Source organism: Citrobacter sp. Awk 4 (genome assembly GCF_028069725.1).
GTDB lineage: Bacteria > Pseudomonadota > Gammaproteobacteria > Enterobacterales > Enterobacteriaceae > Citrobacter_D.
On the sequence record NZ_JANEWG010000012.1, the window covers coordinates 97,617 to 107,323 of the forward strand.

15 protein-coding genes and 1 tRNA gene are annotated in these 9,707 nt (G+C 49.1%); 4 read left to right on the top strand and 12 right to left on the bottom strand.

Annotation, left to right across the window (positions count from 1 at the left end):
* Nucleotides 1-29: 29 nt before the first annotated feature.
* The 12 genes from NNO04_RS07440 to NNO04_RS07495 form a co-directional block, all read right to left on the bottom strand.
* On the bottom strand, nucleotides 30-872 hold the full coding sequence (locus NNO04_RS07440) for a hypothetical protein (RefSeq protein WP_271444122.1): 843 nt from the start codon (nucleotides 870-872) through the stop codon (nucleotides 30-32).
* Entirely contained in the window at nucleotides 872-1,090 is a 219-nt protein-coding gene (locus tag NNO04_RS07445; RefSeq protein ID WP_032706396.1) for a hypothetical protein, read from the bottom strand. The genes NNO04_RS07440 and NNO04_RS07445 overlap by 1 nt, the downstream gene beginning before the upstream one ends.
* 286 nt (nucleotides 1,091-1,376) lie before the next feature.
* On the bottom strand, nucleotides 1,377-1,610 hold the full coding sequence (locus NNO04_RS07450; RefSeq protein ID WP_001217561.1) for a DinI family protein: 234 nt from the start codon (nucleotides 1,608-1,610) through the stop codon (nucleotides 1,377-1,379).
* A gap of 11 nt (nucleotides 1,611-1,621) precedes the next feature.
* A complete protein-coding gene (locus NNO04_RS07455; protein ID WP_001154443.1) occupies nucleotides 1,622-1,810 on the bottom strand; it encodes a hypothetical protein in 189 nt (62 codons plus the stop codon).
* Nucleotides 1,811-1,971: 161 nt separating this feature from the next.
* Complete coding sequence (locus NNO04_RS07460; protein WP_271444123.1) at nucleotides 1,972-4,380, bottom strand: replication endonuclease; 2,409 nt, start codon at nucleotides 4,378-4,380, stop codon at nucleotides 1,972-1,974.
* Nucleotides 4,371-5,231 (bottom strand): DNA adenine methylase, encoded by an 861-nt coding sequence (locus NNO04_RS07465; RefSeq protein ID WP_271444124.1) that lies wholly within the window; start codon nucleotides 5,229-5,231, stop codon nucleotides 4,371-4,373. The genes NNO04_RS07460 and NNO04_RS07465 overlap by 10 nt, the downstream gene beginning before the upstream one ends.
* Nucleotides 5,228-5,455, bottom strand: coding sequence for a TraR/DksA family transcriptional regulator (locus tag NNO04_RS07470; RefSeq protein ID WP_063132334.1), 228 nt, complete (start codon nucleotides 5,453-5,455; stop codon nucleotides 5,228-5,230). The genes NNO04_RS07465 and NNO04_RS07470 overlap by 4 nt, the downstream gene beginning before the upstream one ends.
* Entirely contained in the window at nucleotides 5,455-5,688 is a 234-nt protein-coding gene (locus tag NNO04_RS07475) for a DUF2732 family protein (protein ID WP_023223460.1), read from the bottom strand. The genes NNO04_RS07470 and NNO04_RS07475 overlap by 1 nt, the downstream gene beginning before the upstream one ends.
* Nucleotides 5,689-5,755: 67 nt before the next feature.
* Entirely contained in the window at nucleotides 5,756-6,097 is a 342-nt protein-coding gene (locus NNO04_RS07480; protein ID WP_013098807.1) for a DUF5347 domain-containing protein, read from the bottom strand.
* On the bottom strand, nucleotides 6,061-6,261 hold the full coding sequence (locus NNO04_RS07485; protein WP_015386352.1) for a phage filamentation protein Fil family protein: 201 nt from the start codon (nucleotides 6,259-6,261) through the stop codon (nucleotides 6,061-6,063). Before NNO04_RS07485 ends, NNO04_RS07480 begins: the two co-directional genes overlap by 37 nt.
* 7 nt (nucleotides 6,262-6,268) lie before the next feature.
* Nucleotides 6,269-6,778 carry a phage regulatory CII family protein gene (locus NNO04_RS07490; protein ID WP_023206291.1) on the bottom strand — a complete coding sequence of 170 codons (510 nt, stop codon included), beginning with the start codon at nucleotides 6,776-6,778 and terminating at the stop codon, nucleotides 6,269-6,271.
* A gap of 34 nt (nucleotides 6,779-6,812) precedes the next feature.
* Nucleotides 6,813-7,049 carry a hypothetical protein gene (locus tag NNO04_RS07495; RefSeq protein ID WP_015386350.1) on the bottom strand — a complete coding sequence of 79 codons (237 nt, stop codon included), beginning with the start codon at nucleotides 7,047-7,049 and terminating at the stop codon, nucleotides 6,813-6,815.
* Between the two features lie 101 nt (nucleotides 7,050-7,150).
* On the opposite strand from NNO04_RS07495, the gene NNO04_RS07500 reads away from it, so the two are divergent.
* The 4 genes from NNO04_RS07500 (at nucleotide 7,151) to NNO04_RS07515 (ending at nucleotide 9,516) form a co-directional block, all read left to right on the top strand.
* Nucleotides 7,151-7,765, top strand: a complete 615-nt coding sequence (locus NNO04_RS07500) for a phage repressor protein CI (RefSeq protein WP_271444125.1) — start codon at nucleotides 7,151-7,153, stop codon at nucleotides 7,763-7,765.
* 24 nt (nucleotides 7,766-7,789) lie between these two features.
* Nucleotides 7,790-8,338, top strand: a complete 549-nt coding sequence (locus NNO04_RS07505; protein ID WP_023223462.1) for a hypothetical protein — start codon at nucleotides 7,790-7,792, stop codon at nucleotides 8,336-8,338.
* 5 nt (nucleotides 8,339-8,343) lie between these two features.
* Nucleotides 8,344-9,357, top strand: a complete 1,014-nt coding sequence (locus tag NNO04_RS07510) for a phage integrase (RefSeq protein ID WP_023223463.1) — start codon at nucleotides 8,344-8,346, stop codon at nucleotides 9,355-9,357.
* A gap of 82 nt (nucleotides 9,358-9,439) precedes the next feature.
* Nucleotides 9,440-9,516 (top strand) — tRNA-Ile (locus tag NNO04_RS07515).
* Nucleotides 9,517-9,707: the final 191 nt, after the last annotated feature.

Sequence of the window (9,707 nt, forward strand, 5' to 3'; positions counted from 1 at the left end):
AAACGATCATGCGGATTCATGCAGCATAGTCATGCACTACCCTGCTCTGCATCGCCAGCAGTCCTTCTCCTGCGTGTTGATGGCTTTTTACCACCCAACTTGCGACAGTCTTTCCGGTCGCGCTCTTCGTCTTCTTTAAATTTGTTATACGTTTCAGTGTCAAAAAACGAGATGGTTTCAACTTCATCTTTAGGGATCAGCACACGGAAATCCTGGATATTCAGGCGCGACATCCCACCGATAACGCCGCTTTCAAGATAGTGCTGATGATAGTTCGTCGTGATGCTTATCGTGAGATCGTCTTTATCACGATAGCCACTTAACATAGGGAGTATTTCCAGGTGTTCCGACAGCCCATTCTCCAGCGCCGGACACGTCACCAGGCCAACATAGATTTTTCGCGATGAGAGTGTCGCGATGATCGGAAATTGTCGTGCTGATGCTTCCATCAGCAATGATTCAAAAGAGTTATTCCCCACAGCCTTAGCCAGCGCATCCCAGCGGCGATCACCGCTCTTTGTACGCAACTTATTACCCAGGCCAGAAATTGCAGAAAGCACAATTGAAATAACAACCCATGCAATCTGCTTGATTTCATTGATACGCTGGGCTTTGTCGGATGAAGTAGACAACATGCCGTTGAAGCTATCCGGCGTAAGATTAAGCTCATTGGATAGCCAGCGGAACCCGCCTGTAATATTCAGGACGAAGGTTAAAAAGCCACCGAGCAGAAAGAACACAATTCCCCAGGCGGCGACAAAAAAATAAGCGTCCCAGCCATTGGAACGCTTATATCTGTAACGTGTTGAAAGTGATAGGTTTACATATATAAAACCACTAACCAAAATCACTGCTAAAAGTAATGTTGCCATTATCGGGTTCTGTAATAATGTTTTGCTTTGACAGTGCTCGTTTTGATGCCTTCAAGCTTATCCATCTGATCTCTGATGGCTTTCATAGCTTCTTCGTTGGACAAATCTACGGACACAAAACCATCTTTACTCAGATTGAGCTTGTCCTGGTTCTCTTTCAGAACCCGTGCCAAACGTTCAACTGGATTACCCAGCCTCAATGCGGCGATACTTGACATAACCCCTCCTTCTTATATGGCGCGGAAGTGTACACTTCGTCACCAGCAACCACAACAGCAAATTCCTTATAACTAAGACAACCGTTTTAACTGTTGGTTGCGTTACTTAACTTAAGTTCATTGCCCCTAATCGCGCAAGATGTTTCTGCCTTAACCCGCTGCATTTAGCATATATAGTGCCTCTTATGAGAAGTAGGCACTAACCAAGACAATTTCTAACGCCTCGCGTGGCTCGTTGTTCAACCTTGCGGACGGTAAAAACCAGTTTTATCGTCCGCAACGTTCGCTAGTGTAACCAGCTGTCGTCCTCCCAGACCTGCTGCATTATTTCCATCACTCGCTTTTTGTCTTCATCCAGTTTTAACCCGCTCAGCTCAACGCCGTTGGCGCTGCCCTTACGAATACGAATTGCTGTTTTGGGATACAGAGGGCGCAAATTACGGTAAAGCTCGGATTCAAGGGCGTCCAGTGTAGCCTGGCTAATCTTCTGCTCTTTATCGATCATTATTTCAATGCGCATACAGATTCCCCTTAACTGGTTACGTCCATCGACCGACAGTATTCATGGCTGCGAATTTTCGCCATCAGCTCGTCGGTCAGTTCGGACACCCACTGGATAGCCAGCCGCTTTTCTTCGTCGCTGCACTCACTAGCCGCTACAAGCTTGATAAAAAAATCAATGCGCTGGAGCTTCAACGACTCCAAAAGATAATCCTGCATTTTCCCTCCTATCACTACCTCGGACACACAATAACTGTATATATATCCACTGTTTATATTTACAGTATAGCAGAGCTTTGCTTATGTAAACCGTTTTTTATCTGTCAATTAGATCGCTCTGATGCGGATCAATAAGAGCAAGAATTGTTAAAGCTCCGGTATCAGTACCACTGACGCCATTTGTCATCTTCCTGCAGGCGGTGGTTGCGGTAAAAAATACGCAGCCCGGCACCTGACGGAATACTGCCGCCGCGCAGAAGCAGGTCAATCTCTGACTCGCTACCATCGAACCCTCTGGAACTTAGCTCTGCCTTAAGTTGCAGGCGCTGCTTATCCGAAATAGTCTGTTTGTATGCTTTTTTCCGCTTCGGTTTCACCAGCCTTAACCTGGCTGTCAGCTCCCGCCGTTCCTTCTGGCCCATGTTGTGGAGATATTCCTGCAGCTCCTTCTCATCCATGGTTTTAATATCGGGTAAATCACCCCCTGATTTGTTCAGATTTTCAACAGGGGGACAGTTATTGCCACGAGTCCAAGGGGCGCAAGCGCCCTGGTCGGCTGCCGCCTCCTGAACGTCAACGGCCTTACGAACCTTTTTCCACTTCACCGCGTGCGTGCAAATCTTGCCCTCTGCAATCGGGGACCAGATGCCATAGATACGGATACCGTGATCGCCGTAGGAGCTCGGTTCGTCGTTAAGTTCATATGCCGTGCGGACAAGGTGATGTTTACGGGGAACCAGCACACCGCCCTGCTTCATGATGTAGGTGGCAAAGCAGCCCGCATCAGCCGCCGCCAGTACCGCATCCAGACGTGGATTATCCAGTACCGGCGCACCTGCTTTGCGTTCGCCCTGCACTCTCGCCGCCTGACCAGCCAGCAAGCGCAGCTCGCGGTATGCCTGACGCCCCGGAATACCAAAGAAACGAAATTGCTGGACACGGTGCAGTGACGCCCAGGCGCTGACATGCTCGGCGCTGTCACGCAGTGATCTGCCGGTTTCTTTGCTGATTTCTTTAGCCAGCCCGCGCCCGTCGATGTTTTTGCTGATGTATTTAGCGATATAGCTGGTCGGCGTGCCCTTGCGCGGGTTGATAAGCTCGGACTTGAAGCGCGGCCCTGTATTGGTGCCCAGCTCCTCGCGGTCTTCACGGATGGCAAACTTACGCAGCAGCGCGGTGATGGAACGGCGATCTTTTTTGCGCATGAAGCACAGCAGGTGCCAGTGCACGGTGCCGTCGTGGTGCGGCTCTGCCACCCGGACGCCATACCAGCGCAGCCCGGCCTTGTGCATTGCCTTGCGGAAAGCGGCGAACGTATCAACCAGATAGTCACTACTCTGCCGGACAGTGGCACTGGTCCACTTCGGATTAGGTCTGCCGTTGTTGAGGGTTGCGTGGAAGCGTGACGGGCAGGTGATGGTATAAAACACCGCGCAGTCTCCGCGCATTTCCGCGATCAGCTCCAGCCCCTTAACACAGGCCATCATTTCATTACGGCGGTGTGCCGGATTGCTGTTGCTGGCGTTCACCACGTCTTCCATGTCCAGCGTGTCGCCGTCTTCGTTAACCAGCTCATGTGAGCGGAAGAACTCCAGCGATTTGCGGCGCTGCTCGCGTTTGTGGATCACGGCTTCGTAGCTGACATACGGGGATGCTTTTTTGTTGACCAGGCAGACGGCGCGCAGTTGTTCCTCGCGCCACTCGCAGCGCATCTGCCACAATTTGCGATACCACCAGTCCGCGCACAGCATACGCGCCAGCGATGGTGGGATCAGTTCATAGGGCACCGGCTTGCGGCGGCGCTTTTTGCGGCGTAACTGCTCAAAGGCAGGCGGGATGACCTCAAGGCGCATCGCCTCTGCGGCAACCCTTTCCCATGCCTGGCGGATTTCTTCTGGTTTAACATCATCGCTGACAAACAGATCACCACAGGCCGCATCGAGACACATGCTCATATGTGCCGCAACCAGCGTGGAAAGACGCTTGACCTGATCCTGATTCATTTCAGGCAGTACCAGCAGCCCCTCCAGCCCGTCATGACTCGCCATGAACCGGAAAGAGGCAGACACCTGACTGTCACGCACGCGCTCCAGCCGCTCAAGACACGGCCTGATTGTTTCACGCAGGTAGCGGGAATAGGCTTTTGCTCTGCCCAGACTATGGAAATATTTAATCCGCTCCAGCAGAGGCTTGCTGATATGGGACGGCATGGCGTTAACGTCAGCCAGAATAACCAGATCGGGATTAAAACGCTGCTGCTCGCGCGCCATTTTGGCATGGCTAATCAGCCGGTCCTGCTCCATTTCACGCTGGACAGGATCACGGGATTCATTGAAGAAATAGCGTTCCCAGACCTCATCGCTCAGCGCCTCACGGCGCAGCTGCTCCTGCTCGTTATCCGCAGCGTAAAGAGCGATCAGGTTTGCGAGCGCAGACTCCGGCGCGACTTCCGCCGGGTCCAGATATGGGTTAACCGCTTTTTTGGGGTTATTCCATGAAAAGGCCACGGCGGCCTCATTCGAGCCGCCGGTGGTTGGTGCATTATGTAATGTGAATTTACTCACTGCCACGCCCGCACCTCAGTTTCCACCGAGATATCTGGACCGGACGCCAAATCGACATCAAACCAGCCTGCTGATTTTGTGGCGATGATTTCTGATGCAGATTTACCATCACCTGCAGCCACACCCATGCTGCGCTTTGCGGTGATACGGTGGCGGTTGAAATTACGATAAAGGGAGCGTGTCATGGATGTGTCGCTGTTGGACACGATAACCGGATGACCTTCTGATGACCGGCGTTCAAGAATAGACGCCAGATGATACTGGTCGTCCTCTGTAAAACCGGCAGTGTGATAACCGTTAAATGTGCCATCGTATGGCGGATCACAATAAACCACATCACCCGTCTGCAGCATCGCCAGTGTTTCGTCATAGCTGGCACAGATAAACGTTGCGTGTTGAGCCTTTTCTGCAAAAGTGCGTATTTCTTTTTCAGGGAAATACGGATTTTTATAGTTACCGTAAGGGACATTAAAATGACCGCTCAAGTTATAGCGGCACAGTCCACGATAACCATGACGATTGAGATAAAGGAAATATACTGCTTTCATGAAATCAGTAATTTCAGAGGAATGATTAAACTCATGTCTAATGTTGTAATAAGCAACTTCTCTATTCGCTATCGCAAAAATATTTTTTGCACGTGATATGAAAGCCTCACAATCGAGGGCAATTTTTTTATAGAGATTGATAAGATCGGGATTAATATCCGCGACAAGATAATGAGGATAGTCTGTCGCCATCATTACAGCGCATGAACCCGCGAAAGGTTCAACCAGTCGCGAGCCAGCAGGAAGGTGCTTAATCAGTTCCGGCATGATGGCGGTTTTATTTCCCGCCCATTTCAGGATAGTGCTCATACAGCACCCCCGTTGTAGTGTTTGCCTTTCAGCTCTGAAATTTCCTGACAAGTGACGCAGCACTGCACGCCCGGAATGGCGCGGCGGCGAGCTGGCGGGATCGGCGCATCGCAATCAATGCAGAGAACACGGGAAACGCCCGGTGCCTTATTGCGGGCGGTGTGGATGTGGCGCTGGCGTTCTTCTTCAACGCGCTGCTGTACGAGGTCCATTGAATCAGCCATCAGTGGATCTCCTGCGCTTCGTTCTGAATCTTCACAGCTTCCTGACGCAGCAGCTCAGCCGCTTCCGTGTGGTTAAGCTGACGTGACACGATACGGGCAGCTAAAGAATCCAGACGCGCAGCCATCACATCTGCGCGTCCCCGGCGTTCTTCTTTGCGTGCCTCAGTCAGCAGCAGGTTGAGTCCAGCATCATCTGGTCCTGTTTGAATGGTACGGGTTTCAATATTTCGCATAGTTGTTTCTCCTGAATTTGGGTAATAAGAAGCCCGGCGGGTTTACGCCATTAATTTCTGTTGTGGGTTAATTCGGCATGGTTAGCCGCTTTGGAAATAAGCTCACCACTGCACGAAAATGATTCATTGCTTTCACCAGTTCCCGCTTTTCGTCAGTAGTCAGATCACTAATATTGACGCCGTGACGTTCTGCCGGAATTTTTGCCATATAAAAAATGGCTGCCAGTGCCCGCTCATTCTGTTTATTATTTACGTCGCGTGGATCGCGCATATCTTTAATAAACCTTTCAAGCTCCGGCTCAATATTCAGACCAAACACTTTAGCCCTCAATTCCGCAATATGGTTCAGTCCGTCCAGGCGTTTACCGGGGCTTAATGGAACAGTCGCCGTAGCGCCTTCAATAGCCATGATTTCCCCTGTTTGGTTGTGGACAGGTCAGCCAGCAGTTCATCCTGAGAGCGGCACGGGTGCCAGCGTTTGCCATCCTTCCCCATGATCCAGCCATGACCGTAGTGCATTGCCGGGCTTTGTTTTATGAGAAGTGACGCGAAAGATGGTTCTTTAGTCAGCATAACCACCTCAGATCAGACCGAACGAAGCGCCGAGGCCCGTCACGGTATCCACCGCGCTTGCCATCGCCGGGTTAGCTTGCAAACGCGCCTGCATCGAAACGGCAGCCAGTGCCATCAGACGAGTAACAGAGTTTATGCTGCTGATAACATCGCGGCGGCCTGCAGTGGTTTTCACATCGCCCGATACGGCACCGGCAGCAACACGTCCGATTTCAGCAGTAGCGCTCATGACGTAATGCGGCAGCTTCTCTTTTGCCACTTCGTTCATCGGTACGCATGGCAGGCAGTGAATCTGAGCCAGAAAACCGTCAACCAGCGTGGAGTCCTCAGTAAGATCGGTAAGCATCCAGATTTCCGAAGGGGTGAGCTGATGCGGTTGCTCCGGGTTCAGTTTGTTACGCAGCGTCTGGACGTTCATTCCTGCACGTTCTGCCAGCTTCGCCATGTTGTGACGCAGCGCAAAAGCCCGGCAGGCTTCGTCAAAATGCGGATGTTTGGAAACACGATAATCAAACATGATGTAAATCCTTTTCTATCCCAAAATGGAACTATCAGGCTTGCATTGCGACTTCGCAGCCTTGGGCCGCTTCCATCGTTAACGCGAACATGTTGATTTCGATAAGGCTGTTAACTCCGGCTTTCTTCCTGATAGGCAGGCGGTTTTCCCGGATCATTTGACGGGCATAGCTTGGCTTATAGCCAGTACGGCGACAGAACTCATCCAGTGTGATGAATGGCTCAGATACCACAAGGTTGATGCTGGGGCGCATTGAAAAATTACTTTTCATGATGCACTATTCCTCAGTTTGTGTTTAAAAACTTCACTATTCGGATGTATTCGCACATATACCGAACACCACAAAACCGATAATAGGATCGCAATTGAGATATGTCAAACACAAAAGAAACCCCTGACGTGATTTCAAAGTTCAATTTTTCATCACAAAGTGGTGGGAGAGAGGCCATAACACGCATTCTGCAAGCTTATGGATTTAGCACAAGGCAAGCTCTATGTGATCATCTCGGCGTATCTCAAAGCACAATGGCTAACCGCTGGATGCGTGACACTTTCCCACATGACTGGCTTATAGCCTGCCATCTGGACACAGGTATACCCTTGCTTTGGCTAACTACTGGTAAGGGCACCCAGGAAGCTATGCCAAATGAAGATCATGGATTGACTTTGCAATTAAATGAAATCACAAATGGGGTTTTAAACACCGCAGCAACGATTCGTTATGATCTACGCCTAATTCCTCAAAACACCACAGATCCGTTTCTTGTCAAATTTGAATCGACGACTTATCTCGTCAGTGAATGTAAAGATGAAATCAATGACGGCACTTGGCTGATTGAGATAGATGGCTTTGCTAGCATCAGACAGGTTTACCGTCTGCCTGGCGGGCGAGTTCGTGTAGAAAATGGTCCTGCATCATTTGAGTGTGCGGCCTCTGATGTAAAAGTTTTAGGGAAAGTGGCAAGCAAAATAGATAACGTGGACTGATATTAAATATCGTAAGGAGAATAAATGAGAGTTTTAGTCACAGGCGTTTTAATTTTGTCATCATTTGCTGCAATAGCAGCACCTGAACAATTCAAAAACATTAATGACTTGATGGAAAACTATAATGATTATCCAACTTATACCGTAGACGGTAAGGATTTTCCATCTTTCAAAATTTTGTCTGAAAAGCCTTTACACATCCAAATCTCGCCGCGCACTTTATCAGGGAGTTCAACGAAAGATATTAAGTACGAATCAGACAAGGCAGCCATTTACGCAGCATATCGTACTTTGTACCAAACGCCTGCAGACAGAGTCAAAGTCACAGTATTACCGATTTCAATTACTCCCCAGCCTCGAAAGGTAGAGTATATGACGGAAGATAAATATGATTTTAGCATTACAAAAAAGCAGGCAATAAATTTACTCCGCAAACACGGCAATATATTGAATGAAGACCAGTTAATGTCCGCCAATGGTGAATGGAGCAAAGCGTTTGAAAAGTGCTGTTACCTTGAAGAAGGTAAGCCCGGTTTATCAATATTTGCTAAAGAGTTAATCACGCAAAGGTAAAAAACGTGGCTGTAACAAAACTCGCTAATGGTAAATGGCAGGCTCAGGTCTTCCCCAACGGTAGGGATGGGCGGCGCATCCGTCGCCAATTCGCCACTAAGGGGGAAGCCATGGCCTTTGAGCGCCACATTAAGGATCAAGCGCAGGACAAGCCCTGGCTGGGGGAAAAAGCAGATAAGCGGCGAGTTACTGACCTTGTTGAAACTTGGTTCAACGCTCATGGCGTTACACTCTCTGATGGCCTCAAGCGTAAGGGTGCAATGGAATTTGCCTGCTTTGCTATGGGAAACCCTCTCGCCACTGAATTTAACGCCAAACTTTTTGCAACCTACCGTGAACAACGTTTAAGCGGGAAAATTACACGTTCCGATCGAGTAAAAGCAGTGACGCCCCGTACCGTCAATCTTGAGCTGGCGTACTTCCGCGCCATGTTCAACGAACTGAAAAGACTTGATGACTGGAGTGCGCCCAATCCGCTCGAAAACGTCCGGGAATTTAAAATTGATGAGGCAGAGCTGGCCTGGCTAACAGTCGAAGAAGTCAAGCAACTGCTGGCAGAGTGTGAGAAAAGTAAAGCAGTTGATTTAGTAACCATCGTCAAAATATGCCTTGCAACCGGCGCACGATGGGGCGAGGCGGAGTCACTTACAGGCAAGCAAATCAGCCCCGGCAAAATCACCTATATCAAAACCAAGGGCAAGAAAAACCGCGCCGTTCCAATAAGTGATGAGCTTTACGAAATACTTCCAAAAGTAAGAACTTCCAAACCAGTCTTTACGGGGTGCTATTCTGCGTTTCGTGGGGCGATTAAGCGAGCGGGGATTGAACTACCTGACGGGCAGCTGTCACACGTTCTACGGCACACATTTGCAAGCCACTTTATGATGCGCGGGGGCAACATTCTTGTACTGCAGCGTATCCTTGGACACACTGATATTAAGGTGACGATGCGCTATGCTCATTTCGCCCCAGACCATCTAACAGAAGCTGTGGAGTTAAACCCCTTAAATCTTATTTGATGGCAGCAAAATGGCAGCAAACCTATTCACTATGCTTTCATATTCCACACTATTCGACGGCGCAAGGTGTTGAAATTAAAGTAACTTATTGTTTTATAAGGTTTAAGTTTGGGACTCATAATCGCTTGGTCGCTGGTTCAAGTCCAGCAGGGGCCACCATATAAAACAATGACTTAGACAGGAAACTGGCTAAGTCCTTTTTGTTTTGTTTCAATCCGGGTGGCGTAACTCAACTGCAGGTACTGTAGCCAGGGAGATTTAGCATGGGCTTTAAAAAATATAATTTAGTACTTTAGTTGCAATATATTGAAAAATAAATAAATTTACTGATTTATTTACCCAGTTGATTG